This is a genomic window from Nostoc sp. UHCC 0251 (assembly GCF_034932245.1).
Lineage (GTDB): Bacteria > Cyanobacteriota > Cyanobacteriia > Cyanobacteriales > Nostocaceae > Nostoc.
The window spans coordinates 17,104-42,113 of sequence record NZ_JAYGHD010000023.1 but is presented as its reverse complement, the minus strand read 5'-3'; the positions used below and the strand labels follow the sequence as shown (position 1 = coordinate 42,113).

25 protein-coding genes, 1 tRNA gene and 1 pseudogene are annotated in these 25,010 nt (G+C 39.4%); 20 read left to right on the top strand and 7 right to left on the bottom strand.

The window, feature by feature from the left end; all coding sequences use genetic code 11:
* Positions 1-179 precede the first annotated feature (179 nt).
* Together VB740_RS05175 and VB740_RS05170 are read right to left on the bottom strand one after the other, a co-directional pair.
* Positions 180-485: pseudogene (locus VB740_RS05175) on the bottom strand (DEAD/DEAH box helicase family protein); the annotation flags it as partial.
* Positions 486-673: 188 nt separating this feature from the next.
* Positions 674-2,056: an HNH endonuclease domain-containing protein gene (locus VB740_RS05170; protein ID WP_323198989.1), complete on the bottom strand. Its 1,383-nt coding sequence runs from the start codon at positions 2,054-2,056 to the stop codon at positions 674-676.
* Positions 2,057-2,156: 100 nt separating this feature from the next.
* On the opposite strand from VB740_RS05170, the gene VB740_RS05165 reads away from it, so the two are divergent.
* Entirely contained in the window at positions 2,157-2,885 is a 729-nt protein-coding gene (locus VB740_RS05165; RefSeq protein ID WP_323198988.1) for a DUF4351 domain-containing protein, read from the top strand.
* A gap of 87 nt (positions 2,886-2,972) precedes the next feature.
* On the opposite strand, the gene VB740_RS05160 is transcribed toward VB740_RS05165, so the two are convergent.
* From VB740_RS05160 to VB740_RS05150, 3 genes are all read right to left on the bottom strand, one after another.
* Complete coding sequence (locus VB740_RS05160; protein ID WP_323198987.1) at positions 2,973-3,305, bottom strand: hypothetical protein; 333 nt, start codon at positions 3,303-3,305, stop codon at positions 2,973-2,975.
* Between the two features lie 566 nt (positions 3,306-3,871).
* Positions 3,872-3,943: transfer RNA gene (locus VB740_RS05155), tRNA-Thr, on the bottom strand.
* Between the two features lie 109 nt (positions 3,944-4,052).
* Positions 4,053-4,241 carry a hypothetical protein gene (locus tag VB740_RS05150; RefSeq protein WP_323198986.1) on the bottom strand — a complete coding sequence of 63 codons (189 nt, stop codon included), beginning with the start codon at positions 4,239-4,241 and terminating at the stop codon, positions 4,053-4,055.
* A gap of 50 nt (positions 4,242-4,291) precedes the next feature.
* Between VB740_RS05150 and argF the strand changes: the two genes are divergently transcribed.
* The 8 genes from argF (at position 4,292) to VB740_RS05110 (ending at position 12,053) form a co-directional block, all read left to right on the top strand.
* Positions 4,292-5,212 (top strand): ornithine carbamoyltransferase, encoded by a 921-nt coding sequence (gene argF / locus VB740_RS05145; protein ID WP_323198985.1) that lies wholly within the window; start codon positions 4,292-4,294, stop codon positions 5,210-5,212.
* Positions 5,213-5,423: 211 nt separating this feature from the next.
* Positions 5,424-6,029 carry a transcriptional repressor LexA gene (gene lexA, locus VB740_RS05140; RefSeq protein ID WP_012410809.1) on the top strand — a complete coding sequence of 202 codons (606 nt, stop codon included), beginning with the start codon at positions 5,424-5,426 and terminating at the stop codon, positions 6,027-6,029.
* A gap of 131 nt (positions 6,030-6,160) precedes the next feature.
* Positions 6,161-7,642, top strand: a complete 1,482-nt coding sequence (locus VB740_RS05135; protein WP_323198984.1) for a DNA phosphorothioation system restriction enzyme — start codon at positions 6,161-6,163, stop codon at positions 7,640-7,642.
* 326 nt (positions 7,643-7,968) lie between these two features.
* Complete coding sequence (locus tag VB740_RS05130; RefSeq protein WP_323198983.1) at positions 7,969-8,142, top strand: hypothetical protein; 174 nt, start codon at positions 7,969-7,971, stop codon at positions 8,140-8,142.
* Complete coding sequence (locus tag VB740_RS05125) at positions 8,139-10,211, top strand: AAA family ATPase (protein ID WP_323198982.1); 2,073 nt, start codon at positions 8,139-8,141, stop codon at positions 10,209-10,211. The genes VB740_RS05130 and VB740_RS05125 overlap by 4 nt, the downstream gene beginning before the upstream one ends.
* Before the next feature lie 72 nt (positions 10,212-10,283).
* A complete protein-coding gene (locus tag VB740_RS05120; RefSeq protein ID WP_323198981.1) occupies positions 10,284-10,853 on the top strand; it encodes a Uma2 family endonuclease in 570 nt (189 codons plus the stop codon).
* A 93-nt stretch (positions 10,854-10,946) separates the two neighbouring features.
* Entirely contained in the window at positions 10,947-11,498 is a 552-nt protein-coding gene (locus VB740_RS05115) for a Uma2 family endonuclease (protein WP_323198980.1), read from the top strand.
* A 93-nt stretch (positions 11,499-11,591) separates the two neighbouring features.
* Entirely contained in the window at positions 11,592-12,053 is a 462-nt protein-coding gene (locus VB740_RS05110; RefSeq protein WP_323198979.1) for a DNA phosphorothioation-associated protein 4, read from the top strand.
* A gap of 29 nt (positions 12,054-12,082) precedes the next feature.
* Here the strand turns inward: VB740_RS05110 and VB740_RS05105 are convergent, their stop codons facing one another.
* Entirely contained in the window at positions 12,083-13,273 is a 1,191-nt protein-coding gene (locus VB740_RS05105; protein ID WP_323198978.1) for a DNA sulfur modification protein DndB, read from the bottom strand.
* A gap of 105 nt (positions 13,274-13,378) precedes the next feature.
* Positions 13,379-14,980 (bottom strand): DGQHR domain-containing protein, encoded by a 1,602-nt coding sequence (locus tag VB740_RS05100; protein WP_323198977.1) that lies wholly within the window; start codon positions 14,978-14,980, stop codon positions 13,379-13,381.
* A 172-nt stretch (positions 14,981-15,152) separates the two neighbouring features.
* Here VB740_RS05100 and dndC point away from each other — a divergent pair, with 172 nt between their 5' ends.
* From dndC to VB740_RS05045, 11 genes are all read left to right on the top strand, one after another.
* The gene (gene dndC / locus VB740_RS05095) at positions 15,153-16,772 is read left to right on the top strand and encodes a DNA phosphorothioation system sulfurtransferase DndC (RefSeq protein ID WP_323198976.1); all 1,620 of its coding nucleotides are present in this window, start codon (positions 15,153-15,155) and stop codon (positions 16,770-16,772) included.
* A 94-nt stretch (positions 16,773-16,866) separates the two neighbouring features.
* Complete coding sequence (gene tnpA / locus VB740_RS05090) at positions 16,867-17,280, top strand: IS200/IS605 family transposase (protein ID WP_323198975.1); 414 nt, start codon at positions 16,867-16,869, stop codon at positions 17,278-17,280.
* A 178-nt stretch (positions 17,281-17,458) separates the two neighbouring features.
* Positions 17,459-19,444: a DNA sulfur modification protein DndD gene (gene dndD, locus VB740_RS05085; RefSeq protein WP_323198974.1), complete on the top strand. Its 1,986-nt coding sequence runs from the start codon at positions 17,459-17,461 to the stop codon at positions 19,442-19,444.
* A 92-nt stretch (positions 19,445-19,536) separates the two neighbouring features.
* Complete coding sequence (locus VB740_RS05080) at positions 19,537-19,782, top strand: hypothetical protein (RefSeq protein WP_323198973.1); 246 nt, start codon at positions 19,537-19,539, stop codon at positions 19,780-19,782.
* 16 nt (positions 19,783-19,798) lie between these two features.
* On the top strand, positions 19,799-20,149 hold the full coding sequence (locus tag VB740_RS05075) for a type II toxin-antitoxin system PemK/MazF family toxin (protein WP_323198972.1): 351 nt from the start codon (positions 19,799-19,801) through the stop codon (positions 20,147-20,149).
* A gap of 30 nt (positions 20,150-20,179) precedes the next feature.
* The gene (dndE, locus tag VB740_RS05070; protein WP_094345020.1) at positions 20,180-20,566 is read left to right on the top strand and encodes a DNA sulfur modification protein DndE; all 387 of its coding nucleotides are present in this window, start codon (positions 20,180-20,182) and stop codon (positions 20,564-20,566) included.
* A gap of 51 nt (positions 20,567-20,617) precedes the next feature.
* A complete protein-coding gene (locus tag VB740_RS05065; RefSeq protein ID WP_323198971.1) occupies positions 20,618-22,075 on the top strand; it encodes a DNA phosphorothioation-associated putative methyltransferase in 1,458 nt (485 codons plus the stop codon).
* A 245-nt stretch (positions 22,076-22,320) separates the two neighbouring features.
* Complete coding sequence (locus VB740_RS05060) at positions 22,321-23,613, top strand: AmpG family muropeptide MFS transporter (RefSeq protein ID WP_323198970.1); 1,293 nt, start codon at positions 22,321-22,323, stop codon at positions 23,611-23,613.
* A complete protein-coding gene (locus VB740_RS05055; RefSeq protein ID WP_323198969.1) occupies positions 23,598-24,020 on the top strand; it encodes an ABC transporter permease in 423 nt (140 codons plus the stop codon). The genes VB740_RS05060 and VB740_RS05055 overlap by 16 nt, the downstream gene beginning before the upstream one ends.
* Positions 24,021-24,180: 160 nt before the next feature.
* Complete coding sequence (locus VB740_RS05050) at positions 24,181-24,372, top strand: hypothetical protein (RefSeq protein WP_323198968.1); 192 nt, start codon at positions 24,181-24,183, stop codon at positions 24,370-24,372.
* 17 nt (positions 24,373-24,389) lie between these two features.
* Complete coding sequence (locus tag VB740_RS05045) at positions 24,390-24,947, top strand: GNAT family N-acetyltransferase (RefSeq protein ID WP_323198967.1); 558 nt, start codon at positions 24,390-24,392, stop codon at positions 24,945-24,947.
* Positions 24,948-25,010: the final 63 nt, after the last annotated feature.

The following is a 25,010-nucleotide window of genomic DNA, read 5'->3' as shown; positions in this document are numbered from 1 at the left end:
CCTAATCTGATTTAGCACTGATTCCGCCCTGCTTCCAGCTTCACTCTGGTGATTAACCTCGGTGTGGACAGATAGGGAGTCACTTCTAACCTTGAAGGGGAGGGATTACACCTCCATCCTGGGAACAGTTATGAGATTTTCAAGGTTCTGCCTTGACGTTCTCACTGCGGGTTATGAATTCACCGCAAACGAGTCGCACCACCCCACACCCTTTTCTTTGTAACTTTCTGTTGGGCGAAGAATTTTGCTAGTTGTGCATCGGTGTTAATATCAGCCCAAGTCCTTCCCGGTGTGGCGGTTAAACCTAATAAGGCGGTTTTTTCGTAGGGGATGACTAAAGCATCTAAGACGAGTTTATAGGTTTCGGCAACTGCTTGATGGGCTTCATCGATAATTACCAATGAACAACGCACACCCAGTTGATTAATAAAGCGAATACTCTTTTTTGCGGCGTGATAGACTTTCGCTAATCCTGCTACTACTAAGCCATCTTGAGCTTGTGCTAAGTCTAACTCATGGTTGCCCCAGAAGCGGTAAGTGGTGGTGGTGCGTTAGCGAAGCTTAACGAAGTTATCGCCTAAACTGTCCCAGGCTTTTTGGAATTCTGTAACTGCTTGTTCACAAAGTTCTTCACTGTATGCCAGCCAAATTACTAAAGTGGGTTTATTGTTTCTTAGACATAAATCCAATTTGGAGTAAAACCTTGTATAGTTGCTAAAGAAATTAAAGGTTGAGTTGTTGTTTTATAAGCCTTACTCAAAACCTCTAAATTTAATAAATCATCAGCTTGGCTAACTTTTAATTCAGATACAAATGACTCAGTATATTTTAACCATTGATTTTTAGATATGTTTTGATAGGCAATAGTTAAACCGCGATGTTGCAATTCTACAAAAGCATGAAAATATTCTTCGGATGGTAAATTGTTAGATTTAGAAGAATTAACAGATTTTGTAGTTGGAATTACATTCCATAGTTGATTATGAGCTACAAAAGACCAAGGCAGATAATGATCTAATGAAATTTCATTCTTATTTAAGAGAACCTTAGAATAAATACATTCAATATCTTGATATTCTAAAACAGTTTTCCAATATTTCTTCTGTTCTGTTAAAGAATCCCTTTCTTGCGGCATAAATAATTTATTAACCACATTAGGAGTACTGGGATTTCTTTGCTGCATATAATTCAACCATTCCCAAGATGCCCAACCCCTAACTATTGCGTAATTTTCCTCTAAATATTGAATCCAATCGGGATGTAAAATAATGGCGTTACAATTTTTCTGATCTTCAGCGTTAAAGTAATATAAGGGCTTTTTAGTATCAAATTGATTGTTAGCTAAACTAATAATAGTAGGGTTAACATCATAATCTTTTAATCCTCTCGTTTCTTGAGAAAAGAAAGGACGAATTAAACGATAAGATACATAGCCATTAATGGAAATAACAATATCATCAAGATTTTGATTATTAATAGACACACGCAAAAGTTTTTTATCTGTATCTTTAAACTTTAAAATTGGTTCTGTAATTTCTATATCAAGAGCATCTAATTTATTAGCAATTTGGTCTTGCTTACCAAAAGATAGTTTAAAATAATTGTGAGGATACCAAGCAGTAGCTAACATCTCAACAATTATTTCCCGAAAGCTAATAGGCGATAAAGTATCAAAATTCCTTCTTTTTAGAATGTCTAATATTGATAAAAAATAAAGGTACTTGTAAGAGTTAGTTATATTATTAAATATTTGAGATAAAACTGTAACATCAACTTTATCTGAAAGTGGTAAATCCCGACTTATAATTTGATTTTTAAATAAGATTAAATCTCCTAAAAATACTTGAATGAAATCATTGGCGGCTGATTGATTAATCTTATTTAACGCCTTAACAATGTCTGCAACAGTTTCAGCAGTGGGATCAATTTTTTCATGATACCAACGGAAGACAATCGGACGATCAACACCTAAACCTGTCGCCAGTTGGCTTTGGCTGATGCTGTACGACTCTAAAACCTGTCTGAGTGCTTGTCCTGCTTTTCCCATGATTTCCATTATCACAGGTCAGGGAGCAGAACTTTATTAACTTTTATGATAACTTCTCTTTTCTATTTTGTTACCATATATGATAACAAAATAGAAAAAACTTAAGACTATGCAAGTAGAAGATTGGCAAATGTTCGATGAGGATGGGAATATAGCCGTTTCTCACATGATGCAAGAGATTAAACAGGCTCTTTCTAACCAACCTTTACCAAAAGTGCGTGAGCAACTTCATCAAAAAATTCAAGAACTTTCAAAAAAGTATGGTGAAGTCTATGACACAGAAGTTAGATATAGAATCTCATCTAGATTGTCTAGCTTTGGAACTATGCAAAAAGAAGGTTGGTTATCAGGAGTACATTTTCTCGCAGATGCCTTGCGGACAGCAATTGTAGCGATACATCAATTACCACAGATGCCGGAAACGTTATGGTTGAGGCTTTTGGGTAGGGGAAGCGTGCAATCGCAAGCGATTATTGAGTTGCAAGCGTTACCATTAAATCATCCATACCAAAAAGCAACCCTGGAATTAGTTTACAACTTGCGCGAAAACTTGAGAGTAAATCAAGAATTAGAAACAGATGATAGGGAGTTAGTTATGCGATTAGAACCACTTTATCAAAGAGACAGAGAACAAGCCAAACAAGAGGGAAGACAGGAAGGAAGGCAGGAAGGAGAACAACATTTAATTATACGTCAAATCAATCGACGTGTTGGGGAAATTAATGAATCATTAATCGAGCGAATTAAAGGATTATCGATTGAACAATTAGAAAATTTAGGAGAAGCATTACTAGACTTTTCTAATGTTGCTGATTTAGAGACTTGGTTAAACCAATAACAAGGATAAAAATTGTGAGGAGTTGGTGCGATCGCACCAATTCTTTATCGTTTAAACGTTCTAATAACAGCGACACATGATTTGTATCTAACAGCCAAAGGCCCATACAGTGCTATTTATATCTAACTCGCGCTCAATACGCAGTTCTTGAGCCAGATCCGCAAACTCTTCATCACCCTCAAACATCCCAATAAAATCTGTCCAGGGATTATTCGCCACTTCTAGGGTTAGCACCTCAATATTTGCCAGTCTAGCTTTAACTTGCTCCTGTACGGCTGCGATCGCTGTGTCACAGGTTTCGGCTTCAGCTGTACAATTAGGCAACTCTGGGACTGATGCGATAAAAAGTCCCGACTGAGCCTGTTCAACCAGAACATGAAGAGACAGCCTATTAAAACTTGTGACGGCTAGAAGATTCATAAATACTGGTACTAGTTTCTCCTTCCCCATCATAATGCTTCTTTTAACCGAAGTTCTTCCCCTTGATATTCTCATCAGATCGCTTTTAGTTAATTATAAGCCTCTAAAAATCGACAGTAGTTTTACTTTTTTTCATACATTTAGGCTCGTAAACCTAATATTCTAAAATATTAAATATGGCTTATTCTATTTGATGCAAAAACCTCTATTTTCATCAATTTCACAAATTAAATGTCACTTTCTTGTTAGTAGAAGTGTTTATACCACAAAGGAAGCTTACAATACTTAATGATATAAAAATGCAGTGATGCTAGTATAGGCTCCATCTACACAAAAGATGTATTATTTTAATCTGTTTGACTGTATATGTATAAAAATTAGGTTAATTTTACATAAAAGGTTTAAGTTGTGTCATTTGAACTTGAAGATATTCTGGAGGATGGTCATTCAATTTGTCCTTTCCTTTACTTCCACAATCTTTAGGACATGACGCACTCCAGTAGATTGCTAATGTGGTGGATTACCGTACACAATCGACAACTTAAATTCTTATGTATATTTTTTAAAGCCAGCAGCGGGATTTGAACTCGCGACCTTCCGATTACAAGTCGGATGCACTACCACTGTGCTATGCTGGCAATTTTTTTGATTACTCTCAAGTAGCAACCACAATTTCTTATTGTACCATAATCAATTTATTTGTCTAGCTGTAATTGCTAAAAAATATCTTCCTGTTGCTAAATTAGGCTAGAAGACGAGAGATTTGGGCAGTATGGCTGCTTTTGTATGGCTAGATGGTTGAGTTGGCGTTGCAATTGTAGTGATTGCGATCGCTAATAAAGTTGGTAAATTAATATGCACGGCAAAAGCTAACTCAAATCCTGGGTTGGGTGCAAAAATATCTAGTGCAATTCTAAAACTGCATTTTCTGAACACGGCTGAATAAAGGGACAGAAATATATAATTATTTTTTACAGATTATAAGCATGGCAGCATTGCTCGGACGAGATTTATTAAGTCTAGCGGACATCAGTCCTACGGAAGTTCAAGAACTCCTACAATTGGCAACCCAACTTAAATCACAACAACTGAAGTTGCAGTGTAATAAAGTTTTGGGGTTGTTGTTCTCCAAAGCTTCAACTCGCACACGGGTAAGTTTTACTGTGGCGATGTACCAACTTGGTGGACAGGTTATTGATCTCAACCCTAATGTCACTCAAGTTAGTCGCGGGGAACCTTTACAGGATACGGCACGGGTGTTAGACCGATATCTGGATATTTTGGCAATTCGCACTTTTGCCCAGCAAGATTTAGAAACTTTTGCTCACTATGCCAAGATTCCGGTGATTAATGCGCTTACCGATGCAGAACATCCTTGTCAGGTATTGGCGGATTTATTAACGGTTCAAGAAAGCTTTAACACCCTTGCGGGGTTAACTTTAACCTACGTGGGTGATGGGAATAATATGGCTAATTCTCTGATGTTGGGCTGTGCTTTGGTGGGAATGAATGTCAGAATTGCTACCCCTAGCGGATATGAGCCAGATTCTAAGATTGTAGAACAAGCAAGAGCGATCGCTAATAACAAAACTGAAGTCCTTGTCACTCACGATTCAGAATTAGCAGCTAAGGGTTCTAATGTACTTTATACTGATGTTTGGGCAAGTATGGGGCAAGAGTCTGAAGCCGATAATCGGATGCCAATTTTCCAGCCTTACCAAATTTCGGAGCAGCTATTGAGCCTTGCTGATCCAGAGGCAATTGTTTTACACTGCTTACCAGCCCATCGAGGTGAAGAAATTACTGAGGCAGTTATTGAAGGTTCTCAATCACGAGTTTGGGAACAGGCGGAAAATCGCCTCCACGCGCAAAAAGCCTTGCTTGCCAGTATCTTAGGGGCAAAGTAAGGGAATAGCGCACAGGGGACAGGGTATAGTTTTCTTCCTTATAACCTGTAAGCTTTAACCTGTAACCGATAATATTCTTATTTGTCAAAAAGGCAAAAGAGAAGAAAATAATTTTACTTTTGCCTTTCATATTTTTACTTTTCTCTTGTTATGGGGAGTTTTTTGTAGTACTAATGTTCTAGAGACATTTATAATTACTTCCCAGAAATTTATGGAACGTCTAACGGAAGCTCAACAAGAACTTTACGAATGGTTGGCAGAATACATCAGAACGCACCAGCATTCGCCTTCAATTAGGCAAATGATGCAAGCGATGAACTTGAAGTCACCAGCACCAATTCAAAGTCGTTTAGAACATTTACGCACTAAAGGATATATTGAATGGACTGAAGGACAAGCGCGAACGATTCGGATTTTGCGTCCTGTGAAGCAAGGTGTACCAATTTTGGGGACAATCGCTGCTGGTGGTTTAATAGAACCATTTACTGATGCTGTAGATCATTTAGACTTTTCTAATTTCGATTTACCTCCCCAAACCTACGCTTTGCGCGTAGCTGGGGATAGCATGATTGAAGATTTAATTACTGATGGCGATGTGGTATTTCTGCGTCCAGTAGCAGAACCAAATCATTTAAAAAATGGTACTATCGTCGCCGCTAGAGTTGATGGATTTGGTACAACATTAAAACGTTTTTATCGCCAAGGCGATCGCGTTACCCTCAAACCAGCAAATCCTAAGTACAATCCCATCGAAGTCAGTGCGATGCAAGTACAGGTGCAGGGTTCACTCATTGGTGTTTGGCGTGGTTACAACTGAATTGGGGAATGGGGAATGGGGCATGGGGCATGGGAGCAGAAGAGAAGTTGTAGTAAGTCTTTCTCCAATGCCCAATGCCCAGTCCCCAATGCCCATTAATTAGGGTTCATGACTACCTTTGTGCTTAATATATGTACCTGACGAAAAATTCAGTGGAGCAACTGCCCACTTTCCGGTTGAAATTACCGTTTGCAAGGGAAAGTAAAGGCAGTTATTACACTCCGCAACCATTACCAGGATGCCCAAGAATGCCTCCGTCTCTGCAATTGCGGCAATATCAGCGCCAAGCGATCGCTAGCTGGTTTACCAACAATGGCAGAGGGACGCTGAAAATGGCTACTGGTAGTGGTAAAACTATTACTGCATTAGCGATCGCTTGTGAACTCTACCAGCAGATTAAGTTACAAGTTCTGGTGGTGGTATGTCCCTATCGCCATCTCGTTACCCAATGGGCGCGAGAATGCGAAAAATTTAATTTGCAACCCATTTTAGCTTTTGAGAATTTACGCACTTGGCAAAGTCAACTTTCGACGCAAATTTATAATCTGCGTTCTGGTTCTCAACGATTTGTCACAGTGATTACTACGAACTCCACTTTAATTGGAGATGGTTTTCAGTCTCAACTCAAATATTTCCCCGCCAAAACTTTAATTATTGGTGATGAGGCGCATAATTTAGGCGCACCTAAGTTAGAAGAAAGTTTGCCGCGTAGTGTTGGGTTGAGACTAGCTTTATCTGCCACACCGGAGAGATATTTTGATGATTTTGGTACGCAATCTCTATTTGATTATTTTGGCCCAGTTCTCCAGCCAGAGTTTACTTTGAGGGATGCGATCGCTCAAGGTGCTTTGGTACATTATCTGTATTATCCGGTGTTGGTGGAGTTAACTGAAGCCGAAAGCATTGCCTATTTAAAGTTGACTAAAAGAATTGGGCGATCGCTACTTTATCGAGATCGAGAAAATGGACAAGCAGGAAGTTTTGAAGATAATGAAGATTTAAAACCGTTGTTGATGCAAAGAGCAAGGTTGATTGGGGCGGCGGAAAATAAATTAAATGCTTTGCGAGATTTAATGATTACTCGCCGCGAAAGTACTCACACACTTTTTTATTGTAGTGATGGTTCCCAAGATGCGGGACAACGTTCATCTCTACGCCAAGTTAAAGCTGTTGCTAAAATTTTGGGAGTGGATTTGGGATACAAGGTAAGCACCTATACAGCCCAAACAACTTTACAAGAACGAGAACTTTTGCGCCATCAATTTGAAAGTGGAGAGTTGCAAGGTTTAGTCGCAATTCGTTGCTTAGATGAAGGTGTCGATATTCCGGCGATTAAAACTGCGGTGATTTTATCTAGTTCTGGAAATCCTCGCCAATTCATTCAACGACGGGGGCGAGTTTTACGTCCTCATCCTGCTAAGGAACGCGCCACTATATTTGACATGATTGTTTTGCCACCAGATTTAGATAGAGAAACTATAGAAGTCGAACGTAATTTATTGAAAAAGGAATTGCGTCGCTTTGTGGAGTTTGCTGATTTAGCTGATAACGCAGGCGAAGCAAGAATGAAGTTACTTGATTTACAAAAGCGATATGGTTTATTAGATATTTGATGATGAACTATATAGTTGTATTATTTTGTAAAATTTTTCGAGTTTTGAAAAAACAAGCATTAAGTATGAAATAATAAAATTATGAGTTTGATCATAATGGGATGTAAGTGGCTTTAAAAATTTCACTTACATCCCATTATGATCTAGATTGTTAATATTAATAATAACAGAAGACAATTCAATAATAAAGTCTTTTTTAAAAGAAAAGTATAAATTTAAAAAATAGTTTTTACAAAATTAAAGATAACGCTAACAGTGGCTTTACGGAGGTAAATGCAGTACTAGAGAAAGTTAAAATATAGAAAATCTATATTTCCAAACCGAAGATGTCACAAGATGCGAATATCGATGATGTGCAAGAGCCAATAAACAGCGCTCCGCCAGAGGTACGGCGAATTATTGAGCGGGTATGGAAGGAGGAAAAAGGTAGGTTAGATAAGAAAACTAACACCCATATAAATGAGAATATTTTGAAAATTATTAAGGAAGAGGTGCGATGAAGCTAACTTCAATCAAGCTATGCAACTTTCGCTCCTTTTATGGTAAGACACCAGAGATGCTTTTAGCTGGTGGAGATATTCACAACACAACGATTATTTATGGGAATAATGGCTCTGGAAAAACCAGTTTACTAAATGCCTTTACTTGGGTATTATATGAGAAATTTAGTGCAGCGTTTGCATCGATAGAACAGTTAGTAAATAAACGTGCGATCGCCGAAACTCCAAAAGGTCACGCTGTAGAATGTTGGGTAGAAATTGGCTGGGAACACGAAGGTAAACGCTATCGAGTTAAACGCCTCTGTCGGGGTTATAAAAACGAAGGTGATTTTGATGCTAGCAAAACTCAATTATATATATGGGTTGGCGATGACGATGGCAACTGGAAGATCCAAGAACAGCAACTAGAGGATATAATTAATCAAATTCTACCCGCCACTTTACATCAATATTTTTTCTTTGACGGCGAACGAATTGAACAAATAGTCCGTTCTGACAAAAAAGCGGAAATTGCCGAAGCTATAAAAATTTTCTTGGGCGTGGAAGTAATCAACCGTTCTATCAAACATTTGGGAGATGCTAAAAAAACTCTAGAAAATGAGTTAAAAGCCATTGGTGATTCCCAAACTAAACAGCTATTAAGACAGCAAGAAAAGATAGAGCGAGAACGGGAACGTATTAGCAAACGACAAACGGAAATTAGAGAAGAGTTAGAATATCAACAAACTTTCAAAAAAGAAACAAGTAACCGTTTGCGAGAACTGAGCGCTGCGAAAGAATTGCAAGAAAGATGTCAGGATTTAGAATCGCAAAAAGCGGCGAATCAAGAAGAATATAAAAAAGCGAAAGAAGCGCTGAAAAAAGTTATTTCGGCGCGAGGTTATACAGTTTTATTGTCACAAACTACAGCACAGTTTCGAGGAATTATCAATGATTTAAAACAGCGAGGCGAGTTAACATCAGGAATTTCGCGGGAATTCGTCAGTGATTTACTCAATTCTCAACGCTGTATTTGTGGTGCAGAATTACACGAGGGTAATCATTCTCATACTCATGTGAGTACCTGGTTAAATAGAGCAGGTTCTTCGGTAGTGGAAGAAACTGCAATTCGGATGATAGCTCAAGTAGATGAAATTGATAAACAAGCCATCGGATTTTGGGAAGAAGTTGATAGAGAACAAACTAGGATTAATCAGTTAAGACAAAACATATCTCAAATTGAAGGCGATTTAGACAATATTCAAGAACGGTTGCGAAAGGATGCTAATGAAGAAATTAGCAGCTTGCAAAAACGGTTAGACGAAATTGAAAGTAAAATTGATGAATTGAATCGAGAACAAGGTGCAAATCAGCAGCAAATTGCTCAATTCACAACTGAAATTGAAGGTTTAAACAAACAAATTGCCAAACAAAAACTGAATGAAGACAACCAAACTTTAGCGCAGCGACGAATTAATGCTACTCAAGATGCAATCGAACGGTTAACAGAAGTTAAAAATCGTCAAGAACAACAATTTCGCCTGCAACTAGAAAAGCGAGTACAAGAGATATTCACAGAAATTTCTGTAACTCCATACATTCCTAAAATTAGCGAAAAATATGAACTGACATTAGTAGAAAATACCACAGGTATAGAAGCACTAGTTGCAGCATCCACTGGGCAAAATCAAATTCTCAGTTTATCCTTTATTGCCAGCATTATAGATAAAGTACGGGAATGGAGTAAGAAACGGAAAATGATGATGATTCCCGATAGTAGTACTTTCCCAATTGTCATGGATTCGCCGTTTGGTAGTTTGGATGAAAGTTCGCGGCGACACATTGCGAAGACAATTCCCCAATTAGCGAATCAGTTGATAGTTTTAGTAACCAAAACCCAGTGGCGGGGTGAAGTTGAAGTAGAAATGACAGATAGAATTGGTAGAGAATATGTGCTTACGTATTATTCTTCTAAGCCGGATTGCGAACAAGATTATATTGAGTTGGGTGAAGAAAGATATCCTTTGGTGAAACAAAGTCCGAACGAGTTTGAATATACGGAAATTATCGCAGTTGAACGGAATGGGTAATTACTCACGGAAAGACGCAGAGGCGCAAAGGTTTTTTCTTGGTTACATTTGAGAAAAGAGAGGAATAAAGTTATGGTTGCGAGTCCAGACAGAAATTATATGTCTCCCCAAGAATATCTGGAATGGGAAGAACGCCAAGAAATTAAATATGAATATATTGATGGTGAAGTTTTCGCCATGACTGGGGGTACTCTTCCCCATACAACTATTGCTTTAAACTTAGCTTCAGCGTTAAAAATTCATCTAAGAGGGAGTGAGTGTCTTCCCTTTATGGCGGATGCGAAAGTAGGTGTATCCGAGAAGGGGCCTTTTCATTATCCCGATGTTGTGGTGAGTTGCGATGAACGGGACAAACAAGCTATTGAATTTCTCCAATATCCTTGTTTAATTGTTGAAGTTCTTTCCCCTAGCACAGAAGCTTACGACCGAGGTAAAAAATTTACGCGGTATCGTCGCATTCAGACTTTGCAAGAATACGTCCTCATCGATGCTGAAAAAATTAGTTTAGATTGTTTCCGCTTAAATGATAGAGGACTCTGGGAGTTACATCCTTATGAAGAAGGGGATGAAGTTCATTTAACTAGTGTTGATTTTAAATTTCCTATTTCTTTGGTTTATGAGGATGTTCAGTTTGCAATATAAATTTTGGAGAAACGAACCGCAGAGGCGCGGAGGAAGCAGAGGGAAGAGAAGATGAAAAATTGAGATTATATCTAACTAATTAGAAGTTATTTTATGAGTATTAAAACTGAAGCAACTATTGAAGATTTGTACCATTTACCTGACAATTGTAAAGCAGAGATTGTCAATGGAAAATTGGTGCTGATGTCTCCAACTGGATTTTTACCAGGACGTGCAGGTGGTGAAATTTATGCAAGTTTACGGGATTATGAACGTCTGAAAAAAAGTGGTTATGCTTTGCCTGATAATGTCGGTTTTATTGTCAATCTTCCTAACCGCCGTTCTTTAAGTCCTGATGCTGCGTTTTATACTGGCAAACCTACAGGCGGGAAGTTTCTTAATGGTGCGCCTATGTTTGCTGCTGAGGTGCGAAGTGAAAATGATTACGGTGATAAAGCTGAGGAAGAAATGGCTAGTAAACGCCGTGATTATTTTGCGGCTGGTACGTTGGTAGTTTGGGATGTAGATGTACTCAAAGAGGAAGTTATCAAAGTATATTGCGCTAGTAATCCTGAAGAACCGCAAGTGTATCGCCGTGATGAGGTAGCCGAAGCTGAACCCGCAGTGCCAGGATGGACTATGTTAGTGGATAATTTGTTTGTTTAGCGATCGCCCACATACTAGTATAAAATAATGCGTCGATAATTACTATCGCTTCTAACTTTCGGTTAAAATAGCAACAATGTAGATATTAAAACAATGGCTGCAAACAGAATCAGAGTTGCTAAAGATAAGGCTGAGTTAGTGAAATCTCTAGTCGCATCAAAAGACACAACTGGGCCTTTTCAAACTTATGTAGAAGTTATGGTGTTTGCAGCAGCACTGGGCGTTAAAAATAAAAAGCGCATTCCTTTAGACGTAATTTCTAAAGATTTATCCCCACTGCGACAAGACTATTTTACTAGCAGCTTCACTCTATTAATTAATTTGTTGGCTATTACCGAAACAGAAAATATTAAAATTATAGATGATGATAATGCAGCTGACGAGCAACGCATTCATATTTTTGAAGAGTATGCTAATGCTGGTTTAGAGATTATACAAAATGAACTGCGTGGAGCAGTAGACTATTCAGAGCGACTTTTATTGATTCTTAGTTATGAGAGAACTAATACAGAGCAACAAGATGAGGAATTTGATCTAACCAAATTCCTATCTTGATTTTTAAGTAATGCTTAAAAGCAATAATTTTACATCCATCCCAGTGTAATTTTTACTGTTTTGACTGCATCTGTTACTGCACTAACAGTAGCAGATATTCTATATGGCTTGTCTGTATTTTTAGGTTGGGCATCTATTCTAATTACGTTATCCTTCCAAAGTTGGTTTTCTCTTGACCAATCTAGCTGTGCTAGTTGTGAAATTTTTTCTTCATTAAAATAATTGTTTTCTGGATCATATATATAGTGCAATAAACGCCCTAAAACTTCCAATCCAACGCTTATACCTAGAATACAATCTTCTTTAAATGCAGCGACTTCATCTATTGTTAGTTCTTCAACAGTTGTATCAGCAATATACTCAGTGTTACTACATTCTGAGAAAAATCTATTAAGACAAATAACTAAAGCATCAGATGCTTGATAAACATCATAATCTCTAAGCTGATTACCTGGATCGTTAGTAAAAATGCAACTGACAAACCTAGCTATAAAATTGGTTGTGTAAATCAGCTTTTGTTTAGTTGCAGGACTTGATTTAATCTTCTCTGTTTTACCCTGAAACATTGGCACTCGTTTTATTAACTCTTTAGTAATGCCAACTCGACCAGAGAACTCCCCAAATGATAATAACAATGATTTATCTAGTTGTCTTGTTTGAGCCATGTCTCTGAAATCTGCCTGACACTGCTGGAAATCACCCTCTAAAACTAGAGTAATTGCAAAATCATCATCACTGATTAAGTGGCTTTCAGTACTTTCTATCAATTCGTGAATTGCACGTTTACGGTGTTGTCCATCAGTTATATCCAACTTGACTCCACGACGAATAACAACTAGACAAATACCCCTACCCAGTTCAAGAATTGTGATGTCTTTTGGAGCTACATTCGCGGTCAAAGTTCCGACAATCCAAGGTTTTTCTTTTCTAGAACGGTCAACAATATATTTTTTAATTTCATCAGCATGACCTTTAACCTCTGGGCGATTTTTACCAGAATCAGGATCATTCCCAGTGGATGGTTTAGCTTGGAGAAGACCAGAAAAGTCACTCGCAGGTACATTAATTTGCAGCATTGTTCGCTTTCCCTGCTGAAAAATCAGTCCTGGATAGCAGCGATCGCGATGATATTGTGAGAAAAATGGCTCAATAAAGGAGCTAAACTGAGCTTTTATCTGAGGAGAAATGCTATTATTGTCGTCCTCAATCGGTTGAGCCATATAAATACCTAATATAAATTAGTAGATGTTAGCAAACATGATATGCAACCCTTATGGACTGTAGCATCGGTAAAAACCACACTGCAAAATCCCTACTTAACTTTGCTAGTTGAGAATATGTGGAAGTCCTACGGCTTTCGGTTCAACAAACTCGCCATCAAAACCTATAGTTTTATTTTCAACAGTCCTAGCATCTGCTAAAGCCTTACGAAGTTCAGCACGTTCCATCTGTTCCTGAATTCCACCCAGAATATAAACCAATAATTTCGCCGCTAAATCTCGTCCAGCAACCTGCACCCGTTTTTTATTTGGATCATACAAAATCCCATACCAGAGAGATTGGGGATATTCCATACCACTAAAACCACCTTGCTGGTCAAACTTTCGCAGTTTCTTAAAAATATCTGCTAAGGAAAAACCTTTTTTAAAAACCAAAATTCCCAAAGCTTGTGCTAATGCAACTTGAGCAACTGGACGGAAAAGCATATTTCCTTCACCTCCATCTTTCTCAAAACTGAAGCGCCGTAAAGCTGGTGTATCCTCGTGTTCTAAAATCTTATAACTGGAAAGACTAGCCAAAGAATCAAATAGCTTTTTAAATTCCTCAATTCCCTGCTCAAGTTCTTCATCCTCTGGACGCATGGGAATTAGACCTTTCTCCAAAGGTTTCCAGTGAGGAAACTTATGAACCAAATATCGCTCAGACATATCTTGTAGAGCTTGCAAAGTTGTCAAAACTGTAGAATTGGAAGCCACTGTTGCACTATTCCAATTAACACGAGGATTGCGCTCTTGTCGTTGTTCTAATAGTGGATGTGTAACTGCAATTTTTCTAGCAACGATCGCAAAACCATCATCCTCATTCAACTGTGTTAGTTGCCCTTTAGTCAAGGGTGCAGCCATAAGGTTGACATGAACAAAAATCGATCTCACTCTCCGCCTCGCCTCAGTGCGAGTTTCCCCAGCCGCTACCGCACAGATGAACTCAATACCAATTTTTTCCTTGGGTAAATTTTGTAAGTAAGCAAGGTCTACTTGGTACTTTTCTATCAAATCATTGACTGTAATAAAACTGTCATCAGCACCTTTATCTTTCTTATAGCGCTGGAGTTTACGAGTTTTAATTAACTCCATCAACCCCTGTACACCCATTAATCGGTGTTGACCATCTAGTGCATAAATGGTTACATCATCCTCAGAAATATTTAGCAGACCTACTTTAGCGTCTTTATCTAAGGGTATAAAATCAGTAGTAGACTTGGTGGCGCGTCCTTCGCTATCCCACTCGGCAGCTTTAGGATTATCCACCCACGGTTGATTAATTACTACTAGCACTGGCGGAAACTTGTGATTTTGTCTAGCCGCTAAATATTGCACTAGCGGTGCTTGACGTGACCAATCAAGGGGACGCTGCTGAATTTCATCAATACTATCCGCGTCAATCTCGACATTATCAGTTTCAGGATTATACTTTTTTTGAAACAAAGGTAAGCCAGAGGCGAAGTGAACCCGACCTGCAAACCATTCCAAGGTAACAGAACTAACATAAGCCTCCGTACCACCCATCTCGGTTTTCTGAACGAGAATCTGATCTTTTCTCCCTAAAAACTTCTCCAAGAGTAAAGCTAGTACCTGTTTTTCCTTGTTTTCTCGTTCTAGGTACTCTCTAGCGATGTCAGCAGTTGGGTCAGATGCACTATCTTTCATGTTAAATTTTAAAAACAGAATAAGATTATGTCGTTTAATTATCCAAAAATTTGGATATTAGTAGTAAAGTTTTTAAAAACTTTTCTTAAACCCACGGAGATGGGTTTTGTCTATCTAGACGTGAATTCTATTTGCCCAGATATTACGCCAGTGTTTCCAGAGAGAAGGAGAAATGACTACAGCACAACAAGCAGAAAATAAAAACCAGCAAACACGTACTGTAGCAGAGTTAGTGGACTACATCCAAGTTCTCAACATTGAAATTCAAGAATTGTATTGTTTAGATGAGATACCTTGGGTTTTGGGCGTGTCTTGGGGAAAAGATTCTAGTACAGTATTGCAGCTTGTATGGAATGCGATCGCAACTCTTCCTCCAGAAAAAAGAACTAAAACTATATATGTAATTACAACCGATACTCAGGTAGAAAATCCTGTAGTATCTGCTTGGGTTCGCAAATCCATGCAGAATCTCAAGGTAGCTGCTAAAAGACAGGGGATGCCAATTGATCCACATTTACTACAACCAGTAATTGAAGATACATTTTGGGTAAATCTTATTGGTAAGGGATATCCAGCACCCCGTAACCAGTTTCGCTGGTGTACACCACGCTTAAAAATTAATCCTGCTAATCAATTCATCCGTGAAATAGTTAGAGCTAACGGTGAAACAATTCTTGTATTGGGTACTCGCAAAGCCGAAAGCGTCAAACGTGCTGCCACAATGAAAAAGCATCAAGTTGATAGAGTACGCGATCGCCTGAGTCCTAATGCCAGCCTACCCAACTCCTTAATCTATACCCCTATTGAAGACTGGAGTAATAACGATGTCTGGATATACCTGAATCAGTGGGATAATCCTTGGGGACAAAGTAATAAAGAATTATTTGCTATGTATCGAGGTGCAACAGCCGATAATGAATGTCCACTAGTTGTTGATACTTCTACTCCTAGCTGTGGTGATTCTCGATTTGGCTGCTGGGTTTGCACATTAGTGAATAAGGATAAATCAATGGAGGCGATGATCCAAAATGATGAAGAAAAAGAATGGATGCAGCCATTATTAGATATCCGTAATGAACTAGATATTCAAGATGATCGAGATAAAAGAGACTTTAGAAGAATTTGGGGAGATGTTCAGCTTTTTGAGCGAAATAAAGATGGAAAACATTCTGTTGAACCAATACCTGGCCCCTATATCAAATATTGGCGAGAATATTGGCTTAGACAATTATTAGAAGCGCAAACAAAAACCCGTCGGACAGCGCCAGAAAATATGCGCGATATCACCCTAATTACTCTAGAAGAAATGAGCGAAATCCGCCGGATTTGGCTAGAAGAAAAACACGAATTTGATGATAGCTTACCCCGGATTTATCAAGAAGTGACAGGCGAAGAATTTCAAGATCCCCGTCCTGGTGCAGACTATAGCCTACTAGGCCGTGATGCATGGATAGTATTAGAAGAAATCTGTGAAGGTGACGCGATGCACTTGGAACTCATGGCGAAATTGTTAGACACAGAACGCCAGTACCGCAAAAAGACTCGTCGCGTAGGGATATACGAAACCCTAGAAAAATGTTTTAATACGAGTTCACGTTCTCCAGAAGATGCGATTAAAAATGCTCGTTTGAAACGCGAATTAAGCGAAGCAGTTAGTCAAGGTGATGTTGCAAAAGTGAAGCAGATGACTTTGGGTGATGTTGCAGCAATCAATGAAGTCGATGAAGGTAAAAGTGAAAGTGATGAAGAGGTAACTTGGGCAAGTATGAAATTTAAAAAGAAAGATTCATAAGAATAATAGAATACCGGGCGAATACCGGATGAATACCGGGCGATTGGAAATCGCGGCTACACAGACGAAACCCACCTTCGTGGGTTAAAGAGAAATGAGAGCAAGTTTTACACAATTGTATTTGCATTATGTTTGGGCAACCTGGGATAGATTGCCGCTAATTACGCCTGATATTCAAAAGCAAGTTTACGGAGCAATTATTCGGGAATCCGAGCAGTTAAAGTGTACCGTAATTGCTATTGGCGGTATTGAAGATCATGTTCATCTGCTAACGGGTTTTCCGCCAACCATCAGTATCTCTGAATTGGTTAAACAAATTAAGGGAAGTTCGTCACATTTCATCACCCACGAAATCAAGCCCGGTGAGTTTTTTAAATGGCAAGGTAGTTATGGGGCTTTTACAGTGAGTCATGATGCCATTGATAATATAGCCAATTACATCAGAAACCAAGCTGCCCATCATAGCCAAAAATCAATCATCCCCACCTGGGAACTAACTCCCAAGTAAACCAACAATTATATACGAATTTAGTCCGCGAAGGCGGACTTTGCCTGTGTAGCCGCGAATTCCATTCGCCCGGTATCTTATAAACTCCGCTCGGTATCTTAATAAACTTTGCCTGTGTAACTGTGAATCATATTCGCCCAATATTTCTTTTCCTACTATTTAATAATCTTAAAAATCAATGATATTTCTTGAACTCGTTCTACAAAACTTTGGCCCCTACAGTGGAAAACAGGTAATCAATCTTAACCCAAAAATTGATGAGGAAAACTCACACCCAATTATCCTTTTAGGTGGAATGAATGGCGGCGGAAAAACCACGCTTATGGATGCCATTCGTCTCGCTCTTTATGGCGCTCGTGCCCAATGTTCTACCCGTGGTAATTTAAGTTATAGCGATTTTCTAAATCAATGTGTCAACAATAAAATTGATCCAGTTGCAGACACCCGGATTGAGTTGCTTTTTGAACATATTGAAAACGATAAGCCAATAAAATACCGTGTTGTCCGTAGTTGGACAAAAAATCCTAAAGACGGTAAAGATACATTAGGTATTTTAGGTGACAGTGATACATGGCCTGATGCTTTAGTTAATATATGGGATGAATATATTGAAAATCTTTTGCCATTAGGGATTTCTAACTTATTTCTCTTTGATGGTGAACAAGTTAAAGAACTCGCAGAACAAGAAACACCACCACCAGTTGTAGTAGACGCAATACGCGGACTTTTAGGGCTAGAGTTAGCAGATCGTTTAGCAGTTGATTTAGATATTTTAGTTAACCGTAAACTTAAAGAAGTTGGTAATACTAAGGATTTAGCAAACCTAGAGGAAATTGAAACTAGGTTAACCCAACAGCAAGAAGATTATCAAACCACAGAAGAGAAAGTAGAAATTCTCAAAAATCAGGTAGAAGAGTTAGAAGAAAAGCAGCAAGAAGCCATTGATAAATTTATTTCTGAAGGTGGGAAGATTGCAGCCGAACGCAATCAATTAGAACTACAACAAAATACAAAAACTGCGGAAATTGAACAAGTACGTCAGTCAATGTGTGAATTAGCGGCTGATGTTTTACCTCTGGCATTAATTCCCAATTTACTTAATCAGGCGCAAGTACAGGGGGAAAAAGAATTTCGCCATCAACAGATAGAAATTTCTAAAGACTTGTTAATTGAACGAGATCAGCGCTTACTCACTTGGCTAAATCAAGTCGAAATTTCTCCGATAGAAGTTGAAAAAATCCAATCATTTTTAATCCAAGATGCCGATAGCTTATATGCAAAAACTCTCCAGACAGAAACACCTTGGTTATTAGCTGATGATGAAACTTTAAGCCAGCTAGATAATCTCATATATCATTTACAAAATTCTAAACTTTCTGCGAAAGAAAAATTAGCTATTCTGAAAAATAAAGAAGAAGAAATTCATACTCTAGAAAGGCAAGTGCAAACAGCAGCAGCACCAGAAGATTATACAAAGCTGCGTCAAGCACTAGAAGCGTCACAAAATCAAGTTGTTGAAGCTAAAGCTAATTACGAAACAATCCGCCGTCGTTTAGCTGAATTAGAAACTATTATTGCTAAGTCAAAAAGAGAATTAAGTGATTATACTGTAGAAAATATTAAGCATAAAAATAGCGAACATATTATTACCTCTGCGGCTAAAGTTCAAAACACACTTAAGATTTTTCGTGAAAAATTAACTCTGCGAAAACTCAATAAATTAGAGGAGGAAGTTAAAAATTGCTTCCTTTATCTGCTCCATAAATCAGACTTAGTGCATCGCATCACTATTGATACTAAGACTTTTAGCCTTTTGCTTTACGATTTAAATGGTAAACCAGTTCCTAAACATCGTTTATCAGCAGGCGAAAAACAACTACTTGCGATCGCATTCCTCTGGGGTTTAGCCAAAGTCTCTGGACACCGCCTACCAGTAGCAATCGATACGCCACTAGGTAGACTAGACTCCTCTCACCGCAGTAACTTAGTTGAACGTTACTTTCCATCCGCCAGCCATCAAGTAATTTTGTTATCTACGGATACTGAGATTGGCAAGAAAGAAGTGGAAACACTGCGAGAAAATGAAGCGATCGCTCGTGAATATCTGCTTAAATATGACTCCACTACCCGCCAAACAACTATCCAACCAGGATATTTCTGGTAGTAGATATTGTTAAAAAATTGGCGGCTCACGATTTTTCTAACTCTAGATATTTACAATATATATAACGGCCTTTGGAAAGTAGATAAGCAATTATGAACTCACCACATTTACTAAAAATAGAGCGTGACCTACGTGCTTTGTCATTAGAAGAACTAGAATGGGTTTTAGAACTTATCACAATACAAGTGCAAGAAAAGAAGCAAATATCAGATAGCTTTACTGATGTTAAATATATGAATGAACAACTAGCTGCAATGGCTAATGATTTAGATATACAGGCAGAAATTGCCTCTATAAATAATGAATTTGCTGTTACAGAAATGGATGGGATGGGTTAAAAAAGGGTTTAACAAAGTGGTGAGCATTGAGAGAGGACAAATTTATTTTATAAATCTTAATCCAGTGCGTGGGCGAGAACAAGCAGGAACACGACCAGTTTTAGTGTTATCTATAGACGCTATCAACCAATTACCTTTGGTTGTAACTGTAGTTGTAGGTACGAAAGGAACAAATATTAGGCACGATTATCCAAATAATATACGAGTATCTCCAAGTGACAGTGGATTGCGACTAGAAACAGTGTTTTTATGTTTTCAAATTCGTTCTTTAGATCCAAATCGCTTTCCTGCTGATCCATCTGGCAAGATTTCTGACTCCAAAATGCTTGAAGTTGAAACTGCGGTTCGCTACTGTTTGGGTTTATGAACGAAAATTACCTCAATTTTTAGGAAGATAATGGAATCACCCATTGAAAGAATAAAACTCTCTCAAACAGCCAAAGACCAACTTACCAAACTTAAGCGCAGCACCAAAATCGACCAATGGAATATCCTATGCCGTTGGGCGTTTTGCCGTTCCCTCGCAGAATCAACCACACCCTCCCCCGTCCCAATTCCCCAGGATAGCAACGTCGAAATGAGTTGGCGCGTTTTTGGCGGGGAAATGTCCGATATACTCCTCCTCGCCCTCAAGCAACGCTGTCACAATGACGGTTATCCCACCGACAAAGAAACCCTCGCCACTCAATTCCGCTTACATTTACATCGCGGTATTGGTTACTTAGCAGGCGATCCAAATATCAAGAAAATTGAAGATTTAATTGAACTGGCGGTTAAAAATTGAAAGGATATTAGTTGATTGTTAACTGTTCACTGTTAACTAACAACTAATATTATGCCTGAAGCGCTAGAAATTGAGCGTCATAGAGCTGCGATCGCTCGCATTGATATATCTCGCCCTGTACGATTGGCTATAGAAGGGTCAATCCTCAATCAAGACACCACTTTTTTTGACTACGGCTGCGGCTACGGTGGTGATGTGCAGCGAGTAAAAAACTTAGGCTACACCAGCACAGGCTGGGACCCTTACTACTATCCTGATGTACCACGCACCCCAGCCGATGTAGTTAACCTGGGTTATGTCCTCAATGTTATTGAAGACTCAGAGGAACGCCGTCAAAGCTTGATCCAAGCCTGGGAACTCACCGGGAAAGTTTTAATTGTCGCGGCTCAAATCCTGATTAACGCTCCTAGTAAAACCCAACTTGCTTACAATGATGGCATTGTGACGCGCCGCAATACTTTTCAGAAATATTACGAACAACAAGAACTCAAAACTTATATTGATGAAGTCCTAAATGTAGATGCAGTACCCATAGCACTAGGCGTTTACTTTGTTTTTCGAGATGAAGCGGAAAAAGAAAGTTACAAAGCTATCCGCTTTTTTTCTGCGACTTCTACACCGCGAGTCCGCATTCCTATTAAGCGGTTTGAAGACTATCAAGAACAGCTACAACCACTCATGGCTTTCTTTACTAAGCGCGGTAGACTACCTGTGAAAGGCGAATTGGAAAATGAACAGGAATTACTAAGCGAATTTGGTAACTTTCGCCGTGCCTTCGGTGTAGTTTTGCAAGCAACTGATGAGGCTGAATGGGATGCGATCGCTTACCGTCGTTCTCTGGATATTCAAGTTTATCTTGCCCTAACTCACTTTGATAAACGCCCTGCATGGCAGAAGCTAGCAGCAGAAATGCGTCACGATATCAAAGCCTTTTTTAGTAGCTATGAAGAAGCGTGCCTTGTAGCCGATCAAAAGCTTTTCAGCTTGGGTAAACCTGGGGTGATTCAAACTGCTTGCGAAAAAAGCAAAATTGGTAAGCACACGCGCGGTGCGCTTTACGTCCATGTTTCGGCATTAGCAGCCCTTGATCCGTTACTGCGAATTTGTGAAGGCTGCGCTAGCCGCACCATTGGGCGCGTAGATGGAGCAACGTTGATCAAATATCACACTGATAAGCCACAAATATCCTATCTGTTTTACCCTGACTTCGACACTGATCCCCACCCAGCTTTAAAAGCCAGTATAGGTATTGATTTAAAAACCCTATTCGTCACTCACCGAGACTACGAAACTAGGGCAAATCCGCCAATTTTGCACCGTAAGGAAACATTTGTTACCAGCAACTACCCACGCTACGAAGAATTTGCTAAACTCACCCAACAAGAACAGGAATTAGGGCTGCTTAACCAAAAAAGCGACATTGGTACGCGTGAAGGTTGGGAAAAATGCCTCGCTGCACACAAAGTAGAAATCAAGGGACATCAGGTTTATCCAATTCAAGAAAGTTAATAAAACGCTGACGCTATAAGGTTATCCTGAATTTGTATTTAACCCAAGTAAATCTTGGTAGTTTGTTATGTTTGCGGAAAATCACACAGCAGCTATGGCAAGTTTCAATCTCTGATAGAAATTAATCGGAACTGCTGCCGCTCTGATAATCCAAACCTTTATAGGTACTAGTTAGATGATATACTTTTCGATTTCCTCGTTGGATTTTATTGATATTTCCTCAAAAGAGGCAAAAATTTGAAAGTATGAGGAAAATTAAATCGCTACTGGGAGTTTTCGGTAGCCGCAAGATGGCGGCTTTATTATTTTTAGGTTTTTCATCGGGTTTACCATTATTGTTAATCGGTAATACCTTAAAGGCTTGGATGACCGAGGAGAAGGTAGATTTAGCCGCTATTGGTTGGTTTAGCCTTGCTAGTTTGCCTTATTCCTTGAAGTTTTTGTGGGCACCCTTGGTGGATAGGTTCACTTTGCCAGTTTTGGGGCGACGACGGGGTTGGTTAATTTTGACGCAGATTGCTTTGATCATAGCGATCGCATTCATGGCTTTTCAACAACCCAAACAAGCATTACAACTACTAGCCATCAACGCCATAGTCATTGCTTTTATCAGTGCAACTCAAGATATCGCTGCTGATGCTTACCGCACCGACGTTTTAGAAAAACTAGAAATGGGGGCTGGTGCAGCCGTTTTTATCTTAGGTTATCGAATTGCCTTGTTATTTGCAGGTGCTTTAGCCTTGATGCTTGCTGATAAACTGCCTTGGTCATCGGTTTACTTGTTTATGGCAGGGACGATGGTAATAGGTATTCTTGCCACCTTATTCGCACCAGAACCCAAGGAAATTAGCCCTCCAGCTTCTCTAAGGGATGCTGTAATCTTGCCTTTTAAGGAATTTTTTCAGCGTCAAGGGATTATTAAAGCTATTCTAATGCTGGCATTCATCACCCTATACAAGCTAGGTGATGCTTTGTTGAGCAATATGACCACGCCTTTTTTGCTGCAAACTGGTTTTACCAAAACCGACATTGGGGCAATTCAAGTGGGGATGGGGTTAATTGCTACGATTGTCGGCGCTTTAGCCGGTGGATCAATTTTGAGTGCTATTGGCATCAATCGATCGCTTTGGGTTTTTGGTATTCTACAAGCAGTAAGTAATTTAGCTTACTTTTTTCTAGCATACATCGGTAAAAACTACCAAGCTATGGTACTTGCCATCAACATAGAACAATTTTGTGGTGGATTGGGGACAGCAGCCTTTGTTGCCTTTTTGATGAGTCTTTGTAACCAGCGGTTTTCTGCAACTCAATATGCTTTGTTATCCAGCTTAATGGCTGTCAGCCGCGATATTCTGGCGGCCCCTGGAGGCGCGATCGCTCAAAGTACGGGTTGGCCTGTATTTTTCTTAATTACCATCGCCGCCGCAATACCAGGACTACTCCTATTACCAGTATTTGCCCCCTGGAACCCTCAGCCAGTGGCAGTATCCAGACCAGGACTTGAGGACGAAGAAGAGGATATATGGGGAATCAAGTAGTTATTGCTGTCGGCACATTCATCCTCTTACTCACTGGTTTATTACTTGGCTATGTTCTCTCGCAGTTAGTTCTGGGATTTCTAGCATTTAACCTCCTAACATTTTTCGGAACACTCAGCCTAATTTTAATTTTTGGGACACTTTATTACGTTTTATTTTGGCAGTTGCGGAGAGATCAGTCTCGGCCATCAACGCCATCAACTATAAATCAAGGGATACCAAACCAGTTAGATGATGGTGGATCTGATAGCTATCTCAAAAACAGGCTAATCGCTAAATTATCCGGTGATGTTGCCGCTGCTGAACGGTTAATTGAACAGGCAAAGGAGACTTATCCAGGGATGCCGGAGAACTGGTATTGCGAGAGAGTACTTGATGACTTGGAGAGCGATCGCCAGCGGGAGTAGGTGAGGCAGGGGAAGCAGGGGAAGCAGGGGAAGCAGGGGAAGAGAAGTATTGCCCAATTCCCCATTTCCATGCACAGAAAATTGCTAAAATAAATCAAGAATACTTCACAAATCTTCAGCTAGGTTCTCATAAAAGTTCCTAGCTTCTTGCAATTAAAATATGGCTATTTTTCGTCAATACATCGCCCCACTGCTTGCAGTATTAGTATTTTTCTTTGCCCTAGTGGCAGTAAGCGCCCGCATCTTTTTACCGTCCGATATGGCAGCACCCGCACCAATTGAAGAGTTGGGGGTAAGTTTTCAACCTACTCCAACTGATTTATCACCAGCAGCACATAATTTAGCTAGCTAAGTTAATAAGCGTTAGAAGTGTCTGAGCAACTACTACCTGGGTATATTATTCGCCGTGGTTCCACTTTGGATCGAGCGTTGCTGTTTAAATTCATGCAGCGAACTTACCAGGATCTCTTTCCCAATGAGGATTTTTCCCACTTAGAGCAAACAGTTAAGCAATACTTTTCTAGTGATACGCCCTTGTGGTGGGTAGAAGAGGAGGGGGAGCAGGGGAGCAGGGGAGCAGGGGAGCGGGGGAACAATAAAGGATCTCTCTCCTCTGCCCCTCTGCCTCTCTGCCCCTCTGCCTCTCATTCCCCTATCGCTTGCCTCTGGGTGGGCAATGCCATAGATCAAGTCCAAGGTAATCGTCATGCTCACATTTTTATCCTTTACGTTGTACCAGAACATCGGCGGCAAGGTATTGGTACAGCCTTAATGCGATATGTAGAAAATTGGGCTATTGAAAGAGGCGATCGCCAGATTGGACTGCAAGTTTTTCAATCAAACAAACCCGCATTAAATCTTTACAATCAGTTAGGTTATCAAACCCAATCCCTGTGGATGGTAAAATTCCTGAGTGCAGAAAAATAAACTATAGGATGCTAGTAACATAACTTTAGCGTCTGAGTTATGGCGTTTCTCGTTTGAATAAAA

Excerpts from the sequence above, each read along its gene's own strand:
- VB740_RS05170 (WP_323198989.1), bottom strand. The coding sequence starts at position 2,056 with ATGGAAATCATGGGAAAAGCAGGACAAGCACTCAGACAGGTTTTAGAG.
- VB740_RS05165 (WP_323198988.1), top strand. The coding sequence starts at position 2,157 with ATGCAAGTAGAAGATTGGCAAATGTTCGATGAGGATGGGAATATAGCC.
- VB740_RS05160 (WP_323198987.1), bottom strand. The coding sequence starts at position 3,305 with ATGAATCTTCTAGCCGTCACAAGTTTTAATAGGCTGTCTCTTCATGTT.
- argF (WP_323198985.1), top strand. The coding sequence starts at position 4,292 with ATGGCAGCATTGCTCGGACGAGATTTATTAAGTCTAGCGGACATCAGT.
- lexA (WP_012410809.1), top strand. The coding sequence starts at position 5,424 with ATGGAACGTCTAACGGAAGCTCAACAAGAACTTTACGAATGGTTGGCA.
- VB740_RS05135 (WP_323198984.1), top strand. The coding sequence starts at position 6,161 with ATGTACCTGACGAAAAATTCAGTGGAGCAACTGCCCACTTTCCGGTTG.
- VB740_RS05130 (WP_323198983.1), top strand. The coding sequence starts at position 7,969 with ATGTCACAAGATGCGAATATCGATGATGTGCAAGAGCCAATAAACAGC.
- VB740_RS05125 (WP_323198982.1), top strand. The coding sequence starts at position 8,139 with ATGAAGCTAACTTCAATCAAGCTATGCAACTTTCGCTCCTTTTATGGT.
- VB740_RS05120 (WP_323198981.1), top strand. The coding sequence starts at position 10,284 with ATGGTTGCGAGTCCAGACAGAAATTATATGTCTCCCCAAGAATATCTG.
- VB740_RS05115 (WP_323198980.1), top strand. The coding sequence starts at position 10,947 with ATGAGTATTAAAACTGAAGCAACTATTGAAGATTTGTACCATTTACCT.
- VB740_RS05110 (WP_323198979.1), top strand. The coding sequence starts at position 11,592 with ATGGCTGCAAACAGAATCAGAGTTGCTAAAGATAAGGCTGAGTTAGTG.
- VB740_RS05105 (WP_323198978.1), bottom strand. The coding sequence starts at position 13,273 with ATGGCTCAACCGATTGAGGACGACAATAATAGCATTTCTCCTCAGATA.
- VB740_RS05100 (WP_323198977.1), bottom strand. The coding sequence starts at position 14,980 with ATGAAAGATAGTGCATCTGACCCAACTGCTGACATCGCTAGAGAGTAC.
- dndC (WP_323198976.1), top strand. The coding sequence starts at position 15,153 with ATGACTACAGCACAACAAGCAGAAAATAAAAACCAGCAAACACGTACT.
- tnpA (WP_323198975.1), top strand. The coding sequence starts at position 16,867 with ATGAGAGCAAGTTTTACACAATTGTATTTGCATTATGTTTGGGCAACC.
- dndD (WP_323198974.1), top strand. The coding sequence starts at position 17,459 with ATGATATTTCTTGAACTCGTTCTACAAAACTTTGGCCCCTACAGTGGA.
- VB740_RS05080 (WP_323198973.1), top strand. The coding sequence starts at position 19,537 with ATGAACTCACCACATTTACTAAAAATAGAGCGTGACCTACGTGCTTTG.
- dndE (WP_094345020.1), top strand. The coding sequence starts at position 20,180 with ATGGAATCACCCATTGAAAGAATAAAACTCTCTCAAACAGCCAAAGAC.
- VB740_RS05065 (WP_323198971.1), top strand. The coding sequence starts at position 20,618 with ATGCCTGAAGCGCTAGAAATTGAGCGTCATAGAGCTGCGATCGCTCGC.
- VB740_RS05060 (WP_323198970.1), top strand. The coding sequence starts at position 22,321 with ATGAGGAAAATTAAATCGCTACTGGGAGTTTTCGGTAGCCGCAAGATG.
- VB740_RS05055 (WP_323198969.1), top strand. The coding sequence starts at position 23,598 with ATGGGGAATCAAGTAGTTATTGCTGTCGGCACATTCATCCTCTTACTC.
- VB740_RS05050 (WP_323198968.1), top strand. The coding sequence starts at position 24,181 with ATGGCTATTTTTCGTCAATACATCGCCCCACTGCTTGCAGTATTAGTA.